The sequence below is a fragment of the Streptomyces sp. F001 genome, from assembly GCF_004187715.1.
GTDB lineage: Bacteria > Actinomycetota > Actinomycetes > Streptomycetales > Streptomycetaceae > Streptomyces > Streptomyces flavusporus.
In genome coordinates this window covers 427,643-443,387 of record NZ_QZWF01000001.1, presented here as the reverse complement: position 1 = coordinate 443,387, position 15,745 = coordinate 427,643, and the positions used below count along the sequence as shown (strand labels likewise).

Here is a 15,745-nt window from a genome sequence, read left to right as displayed (position 1 = left end):
GTCGACCACACGAGGGGGCCTGCCCTCGGTGAGCGCCGTCGGGTCAGGCCCGGGGCCGGGGAAACGTCTTCAGGGCCCTGGCGAGGCCGGCGGTATCCGTGCCCACCTTGCGGTAGACGGAGGAGAGCAACTGCGTCACCCCCTGCTCGGTGAGGCGCAGATCCTTCGCGACGACGCCCACCGGGTGCCCCACGGCCACCATCTCGGCAGCCTTGCGCTCGGGAGCGGTGAGCGTGTCGGTCTGGGCGTAGCGCAGCGGCAGCGGCCGCAGTCCGGCCGCGGACAACTCGTCCCGGGCCCGGGCGGTGAGGGCCTCGGCACCACAGTGGACGGCACCTTCCAGGCCCTGGTAGAGCCGGTGGGCAGCCTCCTGCAGTCGGCCGTTCCGGGACAGCGCGGCCCCGTGGCCGACCTGGGCGCGGGCCAGTTCGTACGCGGCCGGCGACCGCTGCAGATGCTCGACGGCCTCCGCGTACAGCTTCAGAGCGGCCGGACCGCCGGTCGCCTCGGCCTCGGCGTGCAGCGCCTGACCGATCGCGGAGGCCGCACCGAAGTCCCGGGCCCGTTTCACCGCATCCCGGGCGAGACGCACCGCCCGGTCGGGCGTGGCGGGGGCGAGCGCGGTGGACAGGTTCAGCTGCCACGGGCACCAGGCGGGGTTGCGCCAGGCCCGTGCCTCCAGCCGGTCTCCGACGGCGGTCAACAACTCCTCCGCCTCGGCGATCCGGCCCTCGGCCAGCAGCAGTTCGGCGTACACCGTGCGGGGATCCGGGTAGATGACCGCGTTCGGGACGACCTCGCCGTAGCGGTACGAGTCCGCGAGCCGGCGTGCGTCCTCGATTCGCCCGCGGGCGAGCAGGATCTGGATGAGGATGCCGATGGCGAACCACTGGGCGGGGACGGCGCCTTCTACTCGCTCGGCGGTGCGCAGGCCCTCGTTCACCAGGTCCTCCGCTTCGGCCAGACAGCCGCGCCGGTAGCGGATGTAGCCGAAGAGGGTGTGGCCGAGGGCCAGATGGGAGCCACGCCAGCCCTTGGCTTCGCACTCGGCGATGCCTTTGGTGAACAGCTCCTCCGCCCACCGAGGCTGATCGCAGTACAGGAACACCAGGGCGACCGACACCGGGACTTCGAAGCCGTGGTTCTCGTCGGTCCAGCTCAGACCACCGCGCAGGGCTTCCTCGGCGCTCGCGAGCACGACCTGCCGCGGCTCGCCGCGCACGAGGGCATCCCAGGCTCGCAGGCCCAGAATGTAGCGCTCCTCCAGACCGCGACCGGGCAGTCGGGCGGCCAGCCGGGCCAGTCGGCGGGAGCGGGCGGGGGAGTCGGGCTCGTCGGTGCGGAAGGCGCTCCACACGAAGTGATAGGCCTGCATCCGCAGTCGTGTCCGCGCATCTACGGCCTGTCGCGCCTCCTCCTCGGCCACGGCCGCGGCCTCCGCCACCTGATCGGTGTGGGCGAGCGCCTGGGTGAGCCGGTAGACGATGGAGGCATGCAGCTCGGGGTCGACTCCCGGCTCTGCCAGCGCCTCCCGGAGGTGACTGATGGTGGCTGCGGGGTCGATGAGGAAGGTCGAGGACGCGAGTTCGTGGAGGAGCGCGGCACGGTCTTCCGGAAGGGGCGGCTCCTGAAGCGCTCGAGCCAGGACCCGCCGTGCGGCCTCCGGGGCGCCGGCACGGAGGTACTCACGGGCGGCCTCCCGCAGACACGCCACCGCCTCGCTCCTGCCCTCGCAGGGCACTTCCAGCAGATGCCGGGCGGCGGCCGTGGGGCCGAGCCCGGCCGCTCGGACGGCTTCCGCCGCCGCATTGTGCAGACCGGCCCGCAAGCTCGTGGGAATGCCTCGGTAGACCGTCGTCGCGATCAGGGGGTGGACGAACTCCAGGCCGCCGCCCGGCCCGGCCGTGTCCGCCAGGATCCTGGCGGCACGCAGCCGCTCGGTCGCCTCGGCGGCGTCCTCGCTGCCGACCACCGCGATGGTGGCGGCGAGGTCCGGCGAAATGGACGTGCCCAGTACGGCGGCAGCCCACGCGAAGCGGACGGTGGTCGTCCCGAGGCGCTGCAGACGGTCGAGCAGGCCTGGGCCCTTTACTGCGGAGGCGAGGTTCCGCATGGTGGGCAACTCGTTCCGGACACCCCTCAGCCGGCGTTCGCCGAGCCGGATGGCCAGTTCGACCGCCTCGAAGGGGCTTCCGCCGGTGACCGCCCAGCATTCGTCGCAGAACCCGTCCTCGGCCCCGTCACCGAGTTCATGCCGGACGATCTGCGCAACGGCGGCGGCGGTGAGCGGTGCCAGAACATAGGGACGGTTTCCCCGGCCCTCGAAGTGCGAGCGGAACGCGTTTGCCTCGTCCGGCAGTTCGTCGGGGCGGTACGCGACGACGATCAGCAACGGAAGGTCCGCGACCCTGGGGGCGAACGAGGCGAGCCAATTCAGGGACTCGGCATCGGCCCAGTGCATGTCGTCCAGCAGCAGGACGAGGGGACCCTTCAGCACGGTCAGGCGCGTCATGACCCAGTCCAGGCCGTCGCGCACGCCCGTCGGGTCGGGCACTCGGGTGGTGCCCGTCGCTTCGAGCCCCAGTGCAGCCGAGACGATGTCGTACCAACTCCCCAGGAAGTCCCGTCGCTCCCTTTCGTCCATCGCCGCCAGGGCGGGCTGCATGAGCTGGCGCACTACACGGAAGGCCAGCTCCTGTTCGGTCTCGCCGCCCTGGCCCGAGAACACCGTGAACCCGCGTGCTGCGGCCTGCTCGCGTGCCTGCCTGATGAGCGTCGTCTTTCCCAGCCCCGCCGAACCGGTGAAGGCGATCAGTCCGCCCCGCCGTGGCTGTGGCACGCCGTCGGCAGTGTCGCAGAGGTCGGCCAACGCGGCGTCGAGCGCGTACAGTTCATGGCGACGTTCGAGCAATGGCTGATCATCGGTGATCGGTTGCCGCGGCCCCATCGCCATGTGCCGTACCCGCTTCCAGTCGTCGGCCCTCGGAAGACAGCGCCGAGAGTACGCCCTCGCAGCGGCGCAGGGGTCGGACTGGCGAACCAGAACGACAGAGACGGGTGAATCATCCGCCGTGGCGGCGTGGACGTCACCTCTTCTGGGTAACGTAGCTCGAATCGGCCCTGGTTGGGAGCCGACGATCTCAGGGGAGCGCGGAGGCAGCCGCTGTGTCCGCGTAGCGCGGCACGGTGCAGGACCAGTAGTAGCAGCCGCGGATCCAGCCCACCATGCCGTCCACGTAGCTGACGCCTGCTGCGCTCAGCTGCGGTTCGATCTCCTCGTAGAGCCTCTCGAACTCGCCGATCGTGCTGTTGATCTGCCGGATGGCCAGTGTGATCGCTTGCGGCAGGGAACAGCGGTACGTGCTCTGGTGGGCCAGGGCCAGATTGATCATTCCGCCCGCGCGCTGCTCCTTCACCGCGGAGAACAAGTCGGGTATCCACACCGCCGCGTCTGCCGACAGCCTGCCCAGTCGCCGCATGACGGGGTGATGCAGCTCCTCGGGGTTCAACTCGTGCGGACCTGCAGCCTCGCACAGCGGGTAGAAGGGCTCGACACCCGCAATGAGCGCGCGTATCGAGCTGTTGAGTCCGATCCGCAGGGGAAGCGAGTGGGTCTGGGCCACCGCCTCGTACAACAGCCCGTGCACGTACTCCCGGCTGTTCCATGCCCATCGCGCTGCCTGCGCGGGCGTGCACCGTTCCTGAACCCGGCGGTAGAGGTCGGCCAGGGCCGCCCCGAGCGTGGTGCTGGGCGTCTCGTCGTCCCGCAGGATCCTGATGCTTTCGCACAACATGGGCAGCAGCCGGCTGGGCTGCCGTCGGCCGACCTCCTCCGCCCGGTCGTCGAAGATGAACTGGTAGGCGATCTGATCGGCCACGAGTTGGAGGACCTCGACGTCCATCGTCGGGCTGTTGTAGGACGCGAGTTCGGCCGGGCGGGTGCGGGCGATCATCTCCGCTACAGAGGGATCGCCGGCCAGTCCCCAGGCGCGCAACCATGTGTCGACGCCGGCTGCGGCTTCGGATTGATGGGGATTGCTCAGAAACGGGAAAGGCATGTAGAGGGTGGCCTCGATCAGTTCCTTGAGATTTCCTGTTGAAATTCCGTTGTGGGGTGCGGTGGGAATTCCCTCATACGTTGTGGACACCGTTGTCACCTGCCATTCGGAAGTCCTGTCACGTGCGTCTGACGTGATTCGCAGATCATCACCAGCGACCTCGGTCCCAATGTCACCGCGGGACGCGGTGGTCCGATATGCCGCGACAGCGGGCGCAAACGCCATCGGCCGGCAATGGTCGCGAGGGCCACGGTGGCCTCCGCCATGGCGAAGGTGTCGCCGATGCATTTGCGGTTTCCCGCGGCGAAAGGCAGCATCGCGCCCTTCGGTACGGACGTGGCCCGCTCGGGAAACCAGCGTTCGGGAAGGAACTGTTCGGGCTCGGGAAAGGACGCGGGGTCGTGGTGCAGGAGGTACGGGCTGTACAGGACAGTGGCTCCGCGGGGCAGCCGGCGGCCCGCGAACCGGGTTTCCTCGGTGGTGACCCGGGTGAACAGCCAGCCGGGTGGATGCACGCGCAGCGTCTCGGTGACCACGCACCTGGCGTAGGCGAGACGCGCCAACTCGTCGGGTCCCGGAGCGCGCTGATCGTCGAGGACCGTGTCGACTTCGCGGTGGAGGCGGCGTTCCGCCTCGGGATTCGCCGCCAGGAGGCCGAAGGCCGAGGACAGGCACATCGCCGTGGTCTCGACCCCGGTGAGCAGGAGCGTGATGAGCTGGTCGTGGATCTCCTGCTCGGTGAGCCCGTCCGTTCCTTCGCCTCCGTACTCGGCCTTCAGCAGGGTTCCCAGCAGATCGTTGCGGGGCGTGCCCTGCCGGCGTTCGGCGATGAGGGAGTCGACGAGCGTGTGCAGGCGTACGAGTGCGTCCCGGTAACGGCGGTTGGCGGGCGTCGGGACACGGAACGGGGCGTCCATCGGCACCACTGTGCGGACGAAGAGGCCCCGCACGACGGCGGCAAGGCTCTTACGCACGGCTCTCGCCCGCTCCGCGTCCAGCGAATCGGAGAACAGCACCCGGCTCGTCACCCGCGTCGTCAGTCCCATCATCGCCGCGGTGACATCGACCCGCTCTCCCGGCCGCCATGCGCGGCACAGCGCATCGGCCTCCTCGCCCATCAGTTGCGTGTACGAGGCGACACGGGACGGGCGGAAGCCGGGCTGCAGGAGTGTGCGTTGCCGGCGATGCGCATTCTGGCGGCATGTGACGAGGCCGTCGCCCATCAGCGCGCCGAGGCGGTCGTACAGTGGACCGCCCTTGTCGAAGGTGTGCGGGTCCATCAGCATCTGGTGGACCAGTTCGGGATCACACGCCACCCAGGCGCGCATGGGGCCCAGGCGTATCTCGACCAGATCTCCGTGCGCGGGAAGGGAATTCAGGAAGTCCAGCGGGCGCCGGAACAAGGCGATAGCATGACTGGCGAACGGGAATATGCCCGGCGCAGTACCCACGGTCCATATCCGCCCCGGTTCGGTCACAGTACCGCTCATCGAATACCCCCTGCCTCAGTCGACCCATGGAAATCGGTGACCGCTCACCGACCTGGCGCCTGAACCTTTGTTCTGCCCAGTCCAACCGGCCGTCGGCCCTTGAATCCTCTTTCCATGGGGGCGCGCAGGTGCGCAAAGGAGCACGGGGGAACGGTTGTTGATACGGGCTACACGGAATGGCTGTTGACTTTGCAGAAGATGTGGAGAAGGTGTGCGGAGGCACATGTGGCGCGCATGGCACTACCGCGCCGGGATCCGCGTCACCGCCCGGGTGCTCCCGCGCGCAGTCCGTCCATGACGAGGTCCAGGAGCCGGGTGGCCCGGGGCTGCCAGTCGCCGTGGGGGTCGATCTGCCAGAGGCCGGAGATGGCGAGGAGGAAATCGTCCGCGGTGACTCCGGGGCGGATGGTGCCCGCCTCCTCGTTGGCGCGGATCAGGAGTTCGGCCGCGGCGATCATCGGGGTGGGGCCGGGTTTGTGGAGGGTCCCCGGCGGGTTGGCGGCCTGGCGGAAGGCGTCCGCCAGGCCGGCCTTGGTCATGGCGAACTGGGCGAGGCGGTCCATCCACTCCCGTAGCGCACGGTCCGGTTCCCAGGTCTCGAGCAGCTGGGCCGCGGAGTCGGCGACCTGCTGCATCTCGTGGCGGTAGATCTCCAGTACGAGCGACTCGCGGTTGGGGAAGTGGCGGTAGAACGTGCCCTGACCGACGCACGCCTTCTTGGCGATCGCGCTCAAGGGGGTGTCCGCGGAGCGGGTCAGCTCGACCAGGGCCACCTTCAGGATGCGCTCGCGGTTTCGCTGCGCGTCCGAGCGCAGAGGTGCGTGCTTCTTCTCCTGCACTCGTCCTCCTGGCCGGAATCCCGCCTTGCTAACCGGACAACTGTCCGGTACGTTTTTCTGTAGTGGACAGTTGTCCGCTTAGGTTCACCATACCTACGGACGAGCCGATCTCGCCATATGCGGCGCCATCCCCCTGCCTCTCGACTCTTCTGATACGTCCATTGATCTAGCGATACGTCCCGATTCATCTGCTTGCCGGGTCGTCCCCCGACGTGCTCCGGATATGCGAAAGAAGGCTGATCATGGCCCCAGCCCCCTCCTCGACGTCCAGCGCCATCACTCTGACCATCAATGGCGAGAAATATCCGCTGTCCGTCGACCATCGCACCACCCTGCTCGACGCACTACGTGAACGTCTCGATCTGACCGGTACCAAGAAGGGCTGTGACCAGGGGCAATGCGGTGCATGCACGGTTCTGGTCGACGGTCGACGGGCCGTGGCCTGTCTGCAACTGGCGGTGGCCGCCGAGGGGCGTGAGATCACCACCATCGAGGGCGTGGCCGACGGTGAGCGGCTGCATCCGGTGCAGCAGGCGTTCCTCGATCTCGACGGCTTCCAGTGCGGTTACTGCACGCCGGGCCAGATCTGTTCGGCCGTCGCGATGATCGAGGAACACGCGGCGGGCTGGCCGAGCGCCGTCACCGACGACGTCCGGCCCGAAGCGGGGCCGCCACCGCTGACGGCGGAGGAGATCCGGGAGCGGATGAGCGGCAACCTGTGCCGCTGTGGTGCGTACGTGTCGATCGTCCAGGCCGTGGCCCAGGCGGCGGCGGTGGACGAGGAGGCGGCAGCATGAGGGACTTCGGCTATCAGCGGGCCCATGACGTCTCCGGCGCGGTCGCGCTGCTCGGCGCCGATCCGGACGCGCGTTTCCTCGGCGGCGGCACCAACCTCGTCGACCTGATGAAGACCGGCGTCGAGCGGCCCGCCCGGCTCGTCGACGTGCGTGAACTGCCCCTCGACCGGATCGAGGTGACCGAGGAGGGCGGCCTGCGTATCGGCGCGACCGTCACCAACAGCGACCTCGCCGCCCACCCCGAAGTCCGCCGCCGCTACCCGGCGTTGACGCAGGCGGTCCTGGCCGGCGCCTCCGGACAACTGCGCAACATGGCCACCGTCGGCGGAAACCTCCTCCAGCGCACCCGCTGCGGCTACTTCGCCGACGTGACCAAGCCCTGCAACAAGCGCGTACCCGGCAGCGGTTGCCCCGCCGTCGAGGGCGAGCACCGTAACCACGCCGTCCTGGGCGCCTCCGAGCACTGCGTGGCCACCCACCCCTCGGACATGGCGGTCGCCCTCACCGCCTTCGACGCCGTCGTCTCGTACGAAACGGCCGACGGGCCCGGAGAGTTGCCGCTCACCGAGTTCTATCTGCCGGTGGGCGACACACCTCACCTGGAGACCGCGCTGCCGGCGGGCGCGCTGATCACCGGCGTCACCCTGCCGCCCGCCCCGGTCGCCGCCCACTCGCGCTACCGCAAGGTCCGCGAGCGCGCCTCCTACGCCTTCGCGATCGGCTCCCTCGCCGCCGCGATGGACGTCCGGGACGGCGTCGTACGAGACGTACGCCTCGCCCTCGGCGCCGTTGCGTCCCGGCCCTGGCGGGCCCGCGAGGCCGAACGCCTCCTGACCGGGGGACCGGCGGACGCCGAGGCCTTCGCCGCCGCCGCGGACGCCGAACTGGCCGCCGCCCGACCACTGCCCGACAACCGATACAAGGTGACCCTGATGCGCAACCTCGTCGTGGCCGTGCTGACCGAACTCGCCGAGGAGGCCGCCCGATGACCACGGCCACCCGCCTGACGCCCTCCGTCGGCACCGCCCACTCCCGCGTGGAGGGCGTGGACAAGGTCACCGGAGCCGCCCGCTACGCCGGAGAGATCCCCTTCGCCGAACTCGCCCACGGCTGGCTCGCGTTGTCCACCGTGGCCCGCGGCCGCATCCGCTCGGTGGAGGCCGACGGCGTCCTCGGCATGCCCGGCGTCCTCGCCGTTCTGTACCACGGCAACGCCCCCCGCGTCGACACCGACCACGTCGGCCTGCTGGGAGTGAAGCCGGAGCCGACCACCGCCCTCTTCCAGCACGACCGCGTGCCGCACATGGGCTGGCCGGTGGCACTGGTCGTCGCGGAGACGTCCGAGCAGGCCCGGGAGGCCGCCGAGGCGCTGGTCGTGACGTACGAGCAGGAGCCGCACGACGTCGCGTTCTCGGGCGGACGCCCGGACGCCTACTCGGTGGACTCCCACATGCCGGGGGCGACGGAGAAGGGGGACCTGGAGTCCGAACTCGCCGCGTCCGCCGTCGTGGTGGACGCCGAGTACACCACGCCCGAGGAGCACCACAATCCCATGGAGCCGCATGCGGCGACGGCCCACTGGGACGGCGGCCGGCTGGAGGTCGTCGACTCCAACCAGGGCAGCACCTGGGTCGCGCAGGAGCTGGCGGCGCTGTTCTCCCTCGAACCGTCCGCCGTGCGCGTGCGGTCCGAACACATCGGCGGCGGTTTCGGGTCCAAGGGCGTCCGCGCACACCAGGTGGCCGCCGTGATGGCCGCGACCGCCCTCCAGCGCCCGGTCCGGGTCGTCCTCACCCGCCGCCAGATGTTCTCGCTCGCCGGCTACCGCAGCCCGACCGCCCAGCGCGTCCGGCTCGGGGCGGACGCCGACGGACGGCTGCGCGCCCTGGAGCACCGCTCACTGAGCGTGACGTCGACCGTGCACGAGTTCGTCGAGCCGAGCTCCGGGCCGGCCCGCGTGATGTACGACGCCGACGCCCACCACACCGCCAACGAGGTCGTACGACTCGATGTGCCGACCCCGACCTGGATGCGGGCGCCGGGCGAGGCACCGGGCTCGTTCGCGCTGGAGTCGGCGCTCGACGAACTCGCCGAGAAGTGCGGCCTCGACCCGATCGAACTGCGCACCCGCAACGAACCCGAGGCGGGCCCCGTCTCCGGGCTGCCGTTCAGCAGCCGCAACCTGCTCGCCTGCTTCCAGGAGGGCGCCCGCCGGTTCGGCTGGGCGGACCGCGACCCGCGCCCCGGACTGCGCCGGGACGGACGCTGGCTGCTCGGCACCGGCACGGCGGCGGCCTCCTTCGGCGCCGGAGCCGCGCCCTCGACGGCGGCCCTGACGGCCGAGGCGGACGGCACCTTCACCGTGCGGATCACCGCGTCCGACATCGGGACCGGGGCGCGCACCGCGCTCACCCTGATCGCCGCCGACGCACTCGAGGTCGCGCCGGACCGCGTCCGCGTCCGCATCGGGGACAGCGACTTCGGCTTCGCGATGATCGCCGGCGGCTCGATGGGCACCCGCTCCTGGGGCTGGGCGATCATGGCCGCCGCGCAGGAGCTGCGGGAGCGGCTCGCCCTGGGCGGCGGTATTCCGTCCGAGGGCATCACGGTCCGCTCGGACACCTCCGCGGCCGTGGGTGCCCTCGCACAGAAGGAACGGCACTCCTTCGGAGCGCAGTTCGCCGAGGTCGCCGTGGACGTCACCACCGGTGAGGTGCGCGTCCGGCGCATGCTGGGCATGTTCGCGGCCGGGCGGATCGTCAACCCGCTGACGGCGCGCAGCCAGTTCACCGGCGGGATGATCTGGGGCATCTCCATGGCCTTGCACGAGGAGGCGGTCCGCGACCGGACTTCGGGCGGCCACGTCGGCGCCGACCTGGCCGGCTATCACGTCGCCGCGCATGCCGACGTGCCGCACATCGAGGCGGACTGGGTGGACGACCCCGACCCCGACGACCCGGTCGGCATCAAGGGGATCGGCGAGATCGGGATCGTCGGTGCGGCGGCGGCGATCGCCAACGCCGTCTGGCACGCGACCGGCGTACGCCACCGGAACCTGCCGATCCGGCCCGACCGCGTCCTGCTGGCCGCAGCCGCGGGCACCGGAGCCCGCGATGCTTGACATCGCCGAGGAGCTGAGCCGCTGGGTGGCCGAGGGCCGGGACTTCGCGGTCGCCACCGTCGTCGCCGTCGGCGGCAGCGCGCCGCGCGATCCCGGCGCCGCCCTCGCCGTCGACCGGGACGGCACAGCCATCGGCTCGGTCTCCGGCGGTTGTGTCGAAGGGGCGGTGTACGACCTGTGCGTCCAGGCGCTGCAGGACGGCGTGACGGTGCGCGAGCGGTTCGGCTACAGCGACGAGGACGCCTTCGCGGTCGGGCTGACCTGCGGCGGGGTCATCGACGTACTGGTCACGCCGATCGCGTCCGGCGACCGGGTCTTCGCGGCGGCGCTGTCGGCCGCCGCGCAGGGCGAGCCGGCCGCGCTGGCCCGGGTCGCCCGCGGTCCGGCCGGACTCCTCGGCGGCGCCCTGTTCGTGCGCCCCGACGGAACGACCGAGGGCGGTCTCGGCGGTCACCCGGAGCTGGACCGGACGGCGGCCGCGGAGGGCCGCGCCCTGCTGGACGCCGGCCGCACCGGCACGGTGGAGCTGTCGGAGGACGGCTCGCACTGCCCCGGCGGCCTCACGCTGTTCGTCGAGTCCAGGGTGCCACCGCCACGCATGATCGTCTTCGGCGCGATCGACTTCGCCGCGGCGCTCGTGCGCGCGGGCAAGTTCCTCGGCTACCACGTCACCGTGTGCGACGCCCGCCCCGTCTTCGCCACGCGGGCCCGCTTCCCCGACGCGGACGACATCGTCGTGGACTGGCCGCACCGCTATCTGCGGGGTACGGCGACCGATGCGCGCACGGTCCTGTGCGTGCTCACGCACGACGCCAAGTTCGACGTACCGCTCCTGCAGGAGGCCCTGCGGATGCCGGTCGCGTTCGTCGGCGCGATGGGCTCGCGCCGCACCCACGCCGACCGCAACCGGAGACTGCGGGAGGCAGGCGTGAGCGAGCGGGAGCTGGCCAGGCTCAGGTCCCCCATCGGTCTCGACCTGGGTGCCCGTACGCCCGAGGAGACCGCCCTGTCCATCGCGGCGGAGATCGTCGCGACCCGGCGGGGCGGCACGGGCGTCCCGCTGACCGGCTCGAGGACGCCCATTCACCGGGACGGGTCGGAGCGCGGCGCTCGGGAGGCCGCCTGAGACCGCCGGTTCACTCCCATGCGTGAGGGCCCCGGTCCGTAACCGGGGCCCTCACCCGCGTGCACGATCTCGGTGGCGGAACTCCGCGTCAGTGATCGCCCTGCTCGGCGTTGCGCGCCTTGAGCCGGGCCGCTTCCTTGCGGACCTCCGCCTGGGTGGCGCGCTCCTTCTCCAGCCACTCGGGCTGCTCCGCCTTCAGCGCCTCGATCTGCTCGCTGGTGAGCGGCTCCGTCACCCCGCCGCGGGCGAGTCCCGCGATGGAGACGCCCAGCTTCGCCGCGACCACCGGCCGCGGGTGCGGGCCGTTGCGTCGCAGCTCCCGCAGCCACTCAGGCGGACTGGCCTGGAGCTCGTTCAGTTCTGCGCGCGAGACGACTCCCTGCTGGAACTCGGCGGGGGTGGCGGGGAGGTACACACCCAGCTTCTTCGCCGCGGTCGCGGGCTTCATCGTCTGGGTGGTCTGGTGCGACTTCATGCTGTCCAGACTATCGGCCGGATACGAGACCTCCGACCACAGCCGGTAACCTGGCGAGGTGACAGGCTCGGAAGCACACCCTTCGTTCCGGCTCGCGTACGTCCCTGGGGCGACACCCGGCAAGTGGGTGCGGATCTGGAACGAGCGCCTGCCCGACGTCCCCCTGAACCTCATTTCCGTCACGGCCGCCGAGGCATCCGATGTGTTGCGGGACGGCGCGGCGGACGCGGGGATCGTACGGCTGCCGGTCGACCGTACAGTCTTCAGCGCGATCCCCCTCTACACCGAGACGACGGTCGTCGTGGTCCCCAAGGACCACCTCCTGACCGCGGCGGACGAGGCGACCCTCGAGGACCTCGCCGAGGAGGTCGTCCTCCATCCCCTCGACGACGTCCTCGGCTGGGAGCAGCCCCCCGGAGAGCCCGCCTTCGAACGCCCCGCCACCACCGCCGACGCGATCGAACTCGTCGCGGCGGGCATCGGCGTCCTCGCCGTACCCCAGTCCCTGGCCCGCCTGTACCACCGCAGGGACCTGACCTACCGGACGCTCGTGGACGCCCCGCAGTCCGGCGTCGCCCTGTGCTGGCCGGAGGACGCGCACACCGACCTGGTCGAGGACTTCATCGGCATCGTCCGCGGCCGCACCGTGAACAGCACGCGGGGCCGCGCCCAGCCGGCGGCGCAGCCCAAGGAGAAGCACCGCGACGAGCCCGCCGCACGGCGGAAGCCGGCGGCCGGAAAGAACCCTCGGTCGGGCACGCCCAGGAACGGCCGCCGCGGCAAGCCTCGCCGCCGTTCCTAGTGCCGCGGCACTCGCCCCGGAGTCAGCGGACGAACGAAGCCTGCTCCGCTGTACGCACGACCCGGTCGGTGGGTTCAGGGCGTCGGAGTCGTGCGCACCAGCCAGTCGTACGCCGCCCTCGCCGTGAACTCCGCCTGGCCGCCCCGCAGCAGGAGGTCGGCGGTGGCGAACTCCGGCGCGTCGGCCTGGGCGGCCACATAGGGGAGCGCGATGCAGCGCATGCCGGCCGCGTGGGCGGCGGCCGCACCGGGAGCCGCGTCCTCGACGACCACACAGCCGGCAGGGTCCGCACCGAGCCGGCGGGCGGCCTCCAGGAAGACGTCGGGGGCGGGTTTGCCGTGCGCGACCTCGTCCGCCGAGACGACCGTTCGCACCTGGGCGTCCAGGCCCGTGACGGCCAGGATCGCCGTGATGGCCCCGGGCGACGACCCCGAGGCCACGGCCATCGGGGCGCCCTCGGCGGCCAGCAGTTCGACGAACTTGCGCATCTCGGGGTACGCGCGCGTGGAGGTGCGGGCGAGCTCCAGATAGCGGCGGTTCTTGGCGGCGATCAGGTCCTCGACGGAGGCGCGCAGCCCGTAGCGCTGTTTCCAGTGCGCGACCGTCTCCTGGGTGCTGATGCCGACGTACTGCTCGTGGTCGGCCCAGGTGAAGTCCGGGATGCCGTGCTCGGCGAGGATCTGCCGGCCCGCCTCGTAGTAGTTCGGCTCGCTGTCCACGAGCGTTCCGTCGAGATCGAAGATGACCGAGATGCCGCCGAGATTGCTCATGCGGGTCATGATGCCAAGGGCGTCCGTGCCGGGATCACTGCGTGGCCGCCCGGCCGATCGACTCGACGAGCGGCAGCAGCCGGTGCGGCACACGTTCGCGCAGGGCCACCTCGGTGCGGGTACGGACGACCCCGGGCAGGCTGATCAGCTTCTGGATCACGTCCTCGAGGTGGGCGTTGTCACGCGCCACGACCCGGGTGAGCAGATCACCGCCGCCCGTGATCGAGAACGCCTCGACGATCTCCGGTACGGCGGCCAGGGCGTCGCCCACGTCGTCGAGGTGGCCCTGGGTGACCTCGATGTGCACGAACGCGAGCACCGGGTGGCCGAGTGCGGCGGGGGAGAGCACCGGGCCGGTGCCGGTGATCACGCCGTCCCGTTCCAGGCGGTCGAGGCGGGCCTGGAGCGTGCCGCGGGCCACCCCGAGGAGACGGGCGTACTCACGCACACTCGTACGCGGCTGCTCCAGCAGCAGCCGCAGGATGCGGGTGTCCAGCTCGTCCACGGCCATGGCGCCCTGCCTCCCTTCCGTCGAAGATCACGGCCGACTGTACCAATGGCCCAGTGGGACGTAGTCGGGCTGGGCCGTCCGACGTCGTCCGTTGGCCTGGTGAAGAGCCACGAGAAGTCCTTGTCGCAGTGCCAATGGCCCAGTGAACTCGGAGCCACTTGAGCCAGTGGTGGAAGTGATGCTGTCATGTAGGCGTCGATGGCGCTGCGGATCCCGCGGCGCCTTTTTCATGCCGGTCGTATGCAAGGGGTGGGAAGTGCTGAAGAGGGTGTTCGTGGCTCCGGATCCGGGGCGGACGCGGCTGCGCTTCGCCGCGCGTGCCGTCCTCGGCATCGGCCTCGCGGTCGTCGTCTGCGGCCTCGCCGGGCACTCCCTCGCCGGTGCCGTCACCGGTGGGCTGGCCGCGCTCCTCGCCCTGTTCACGGTCACGGACCCGACCGTCCGCGGGCAGGCCGTGACCACCGCACTGCTGCCGGCCGTCGGTCTGCCCGTGCTGGCCGCCGCGGCCGAACTGCACGACCAGCCCGTCGCCCGCGACCTCACCTTCCTCGCCGTGGTCGGCGCCGGCGTCTACGCCCGCCGCTGGGGGCCACGCGGACACAGCCTCGGCGTGTTCGCGTTCATGACCTTCTTCATCGCGCAGTTCCTGCAGGCCACCCCCGGGCAGTTGCCCGAGCTGTACGCCGCCGTCCTGCTGTCCGTGCTCGCCGCGGCCGCGGTGCGCTTCGGACTGTGGTGCTACGAGCGCCGCCTGACCCCGGCCCCCGCGGTCGCGCCACCGGGCGGGACAGGCCTCGCCCGGATCACCACGCGCCAGGCGGTCCAGGCGACCGTCGGCGCGGGCTTCGCCCTGGTCGTGGGGCAGCTGGTGTCCGGGGAGCGCTGGTACTGGGCCGTCGGCGCCACCTGGTGGATCTTCGTGAACACCACCTCGCGTGGCGAGACCCTGGTCCGCGGCTTCCGCCGGCTCCTCGGCACGGTGACCGGCATCGGCCTCGGACTGCTCGTCGCCGTCCCGCTGCACGGCGCCGCGGTGCCCTCCGCCCTGCTCGCCGCCGTGTGCGTGTTCGGCATCTTCTACACGGCAGCCGTGTCCTACACCTGGATGATGCTCTGCGTGACCCTGCTCGCCGAGCTGCTCTACGGCCTCCTGGGCGTGCTCGAGCCCGCGCTGCTCGCGCTGCGCCTCGCCGAGACCGGCATCGGGGCGGTGGGTGCCGTACTGGCCGTCCTGTTCGTCCTGCCCGTCACCACCCACACCGTCACCGACGCCTGGATCCAGCGCGCCCTGCGCTGCGTCCATGCGTGCACCGCCGAGGCCGCGGCACGCCTCGCCGGCGCCGACGACGCCGACCCGGCCCTGCGGGTGGCGGAACTGGAACTGCTCCTCGGCCGGGTACGCCTCGCTGTCGCCCCGCTGGTGCACCCGCTCAACCCCGTGCTCGGCCGCAAGCGGCGCGCCCGCCGGGTGCTGGCCCTGCTCGACGACTGCGCCCGTGAGATCCGCGGCCTGGTCGCCGTGGCCGCCGACCCGGAGGCCTCCCACGACGCTCGCCTGGCCGCCGCCTGCCGGCGCGTGCAGGGCGCGGTGGAGGCGCTCACGGGCGATGCGGTGGGCGGCGCCCTCGGTCTCGCGCCTCAGCAGCGCGCGGTCGAACCGGCCGCCCTCGCCCATCTGCACGGCCTGGAGCGCGCCCTGGCCGAACTGGTCACGCCCCTGCGCACGCCGTCCGAGTCGCCGCACTTGGCCTAGGCC

General features: G+C 71.4%; 13 protein-coding genes. 6 read left to right on the top strand and 7 right to left on the bottom strand.

Annotation, left to right across the window (positions count from 1 at the left end; genetic code table 11):
• Positions 1-43 precede the first annotated feature (43 nt).
• The 4 genes from StrepF001_RS01990 to StrepF001_RS01975 all read right to left on the bottom strand — a co-directional run bounded on the left by StrepF001_RS01990 (position 44) and on the right by StrepF001_RS01975 (position 6,387).
• Positions 44-2,953, bottom strand: a complete 2,910-nt coding sequence (locus StrepF001_RS01990) for an AAA family ATPase (RefSeq protein ID WP_129796540.1) — start codon at positions 2,951-2,953, stop codon at positions 44-46.
• 187 nt (positions 2,954-3,140) lie between these two features.
• Positions 3,141-4,148, bottom strand: coding sequence for a (-)-alpha-amorphene synthase (locus tag StrepF001_RS01985; protein WP_240797259.1), 1,008 nt, complete (start codon positions 4,146-4,148; stop codon positions 3,141-3,143).
• 5 nt (positions 4,149-4,153) lie between these two features.
• Entirely contained in the window at positions 4,154-5,461 is a 1,308-nt protein-coding gene (locus tag StrepF001_RS01980) for a cytochrome P450 (protein ID WP_240797258.1), read from the bottom strand.
• Positions 5,462-5,808: 347 nt separating this feature from the next.
• On the bottom strand, positions 5,809-6,387 hold the full coding sequence (locus tag StrepF001_RS01975; RefSeq protein ID WP_129796538.1) for a TetR/AcrR family transcriptional regulator: 579 nt from the start codon (positions 6,385-6,387) through the stop codon (positions 5,809-5,811).
• Positions 6,388-6,629: 242 nt separating this feature from the next.
• Between StrepF001_RS01975 and StrepF001_RS01970 the strand changes: the two genes are divergently transcribed.
• From StrepF001_RS01970 to StrepF001_RS01955, 4 genes are read left to right on the top strand one after another with little or no spacing between them, the layout of a single operon-like run.
• Positions 6,630-7,184 (top strand): 2Fe-2S iron-sulfur cluster-binding protein, encoded by a 555-nt coding sequence (locus StrepF001_RS01970; protein WP_129796537.1) that lies wholly within the window; start codon positions 6,630-6,632, stop codon positions 7,182-7,184.
• Complete coding sequence (locus tag StrepF001_RS01965; RefSeq protein ID WP_129796536.1) at positions 7,181-8,173, top strand: xanthine dehydrogenase family protein subunit M; 993 nt, start codon at positions 7,181-7,183, stop codon at positions 8,171-8,173. Before StrepF001_RS01970 ends, StrepF001_RS01965 begins: the two co-directional genes overlap by 4 nt.
• Entirely contained in the window at positions 8,170-10,305 is a 2,136-nt protein-coding gene (locus tag StrepF001_RS01960; RefSeq protein ID WP_129796535.1) for a xanthine dehydrogenase family protein molybdopterin-binding subunit, read from the top strand. The genes StrepF001_RS01965 and StrepF001_RS01960 overlap by 4 nt, the downstream gene beginning before the upstream one ends.
• Positions 10,298-11,431 (top strand): XdhC/CoxI family protein, encoded by a 1,134-nt coding sequence (locus StrepF001_RS01955; RefSeq protein WP_129796534.1) that lies wholly within the window; start codon positions 10,298-10,300, stop codon positions 11,429-11,431. The genes StrepF001_RS01960 and StrepF001_RS01955 overlap by 8 nt, the downstream gene beginning before the upstream one ends.
• Before the next feature lie 88 nt (positions 11,432-11,519).
• On the opposite strand, the gene StrepF001_RS01950 is transcribed toward StrepF001_RS01955, so the two are convergent.
• Positions 11,520-11,906: a DUF5997 family protein gene (locus StrepF001_RS01950; protein ID WP_129796533.1), complete on the bottom strand. Its 387-nt coding sequence runs from the start codon at positions 11,904-11,906 to the stop codon at positions 11,520-11,522.
• A gap of 58 nt (positions 11,907-11,964) precedes the next feature.
• Here StrepF001_RS01950 and StrepF001_RS01945 point away from each other — a divergent pair, with 58 nt between their 5' ends.
• The gene (locus StrepF001_RS01945) at positions 11,965-12,708 is read left to right on the top strand and encodes a LysR family substrate-binding domain-containing protein (protein ID WP_129796532.1); all 744 of its coding nucleotides are present in this window, start codon (positions 11,965-11,967) and stop codon (positions 12,706-12,708) included.
• 74 nt (positions 12,709-12,782) lie between these two features.
• On the opposite strand, the gene StrepF001_RS01940 is transcribed toward StrepF001_RS01945, so the two are convergent.
• Both StrepF001_RS01940 and StrepF001_RS01935 read right to left on the bottom strand, forming a co-directional pair.
• Positions 12,783-13,478 (bottom strand): HAD family phosphatase, encoded by a 696-nt coding sequence (locus StrepF001_RS01940; RefSeq protein WP_165396139.1) that lies wholly within the window; start codon positions 13,476-13,478, stop codon positions 12,783-12,785.
• 34 nt (positions 13,479-13,512) lie between these two features.
• Positions 13,513-13,989 (bottom strand): Lrp/AsnC family transcriptional regulator, encoded by a 477-nt coding sequence (locus tag StrepF001_RS01935; RefSeq protein ID WP_129796530.1) that lies wholly within the window; start codon positions 13,987-13,989, stop codon positions 13,513-13,515.
• Between the two features lie 256 nt (positions 13,990-14,245).
• Between StrepF001_RS01935 and StrepF001_RS01930 the strand changes: the two genes are divergently transcribed.
• The gene (locus StrepF001_RS01930; RefSeq protein WP_129796529.1) at positions 14,246-15,742 is read left to right on the top strand and encodes an FUSC family protein; all 1,497 of its coding nucleotides are present in this window, start codon (positions 14,246-14,248) and stop codon (positions 15,740-15,742) included.
• Positions 15,743-15,745 lie beyond the last annotated feature (3 nt).

What these genes read in the sequence shown, in the direction of transcription:
- StrepF001_RS01935 (WP_129796530.1), bottom strand. Translation starts at nt 13,989, where the DNA reads ATGGCCGTGGACGAGCTGGACACCCGCATCCTGCGGCTGCTGCTGGAG.
- StrepF001_RS01965 (WP_129796536.1), top strand. Translation starts at nt 7,181, where the DNA reads ATGAGGGACTTCGGCTATCAGCGGGCCCATGACGTCTCCGGCGCGGTC.
- StrepF001_RS01940 (WP_165396139.1), bottom strand. Translation starts at nt 13,478, where the DNA reads ATGAGCAATCTCGGCGGCATCTCGGTCATCTTCGATCTCGACGGAACG.
- StrepF001_RS01950 (WP_129796533.1), bottom strand. Translation starts at nt 11,906, where the DNA reads ATGAAGTCGCACCAGACCACCCAGACGATGAAGCCCGCGACCGCGGCG.
- StrepF001_RS01955 (WP_129796534.1), top strand. Translation starts at nt 10,298, where the DNA reads ATGCTTGACATCGCCGAGGAGCTGAGCCGCTGGGTGGCCGAGGGCCGG.
- StrepF001_RS01970 (WP_129796537.1), top strand. Translation starts at nt 6,630, where the DNA reads ATGGCCCCAGCCCCCTCCTCGACGTCCAGCGCCATCACTCTGACCATC.
- StrepF001_RS01990 (WP_129796540.1), bottom strand. Translation starts at nt 2,953, where the DNA reads ATGGCGATGGGGCCGCGGCAACCGATCACCGATGATCAGCCATTGCTC.
- StrepF001_RS01960 (WP_129796535.1), top strand. Translation starts at nt 8,170, where the DNA reads ATGACCACGGCCACCCGCCTGACGCCCTCCGTCGGCACCGCCCACTCC.